Source organism: Defluviitalea phaphyphila, assembly GCF_001466305.1.
Lineage (GTDB): Bacteria > Bacillota > Clostridia > Lachnospirales > Defluviitaleaceae > Defluviitalea_A > Defluviitalea_A phaphyphila.
In genome coordinates, this window is the sequence record NZ_JWID01000064.1 from 1 (window position 1) to 563 (window position 563).

1 protein-coding gene is annotated in these 563 nt (G+C 26.3%); it reads left to right on the plus strand.

What is annotated here, in order from left to right; translation table 11 throughout:
* Positions 1–183 precede the first annotated feature (183 nt).
* Complete coding sequence (locus tag OM90_RS12140) at positions 184–495, plus strand: YlbF family regulator (protein ID WP_058487111.1); 312 nt, start codon at positions 184–186, stop codon at positions 493–495.
* Positions 496–563 lie beyond the last annotated feature (68 nt).

The window sequence follows — 563 nt, forward strand, 5'->3', positions numbered from 1 at the left end:
AAGCTAGTAGAATTTGATGTAGGAGACGACCAACAATACTATGCCTTCATTCCAGCAGATACAAATGTAAAAAACATGTACGACGTTACAATTAAAGATGTAGACTTAGAAAATATAGATTTAGAATTATATTAGGATATAAAAAAAGGTGCTACTGTAAAATTATAAAAGGTGGTTTAATAAATGAAGTATGGGGAAAATAGCTTATTAGTAGAAGAAGTAATAAAAGAAGTTGGTAATATGAAATTATTTAAAAAAAGTGATAAATTACTAACTGATGTTATGATTATAAATGATTTTGAAAAAGCTCAATATCTTGCATTTGAATATGATGATTATGAAATGAACAATGAAAAAGGATATACATGGACAAGTATAAAAGAATTAGAAATGAGTGAAGTTTATGGTATAGTCTACCAAAATCCTGATTATAAAAATTTTATGAAAGCTTTGCGTTCGATAAATAAATTAATAGAAAAAATTTACATATTTTAAAAGAATACGAAATAGTCTGGGAGGAAGTGTATAGTGATTTGAGAAATTGTGCAAGGACAAGAGCTATA

Coding starts and splice junctions, on each gene's coding strand:
- OM90_RS12140 (WP_058487111.1), top strand. CDS start 184: ATGAAGTATGGGGAAAATAGCTTATTAGTAGAAGAAGTAATAAAAGAA.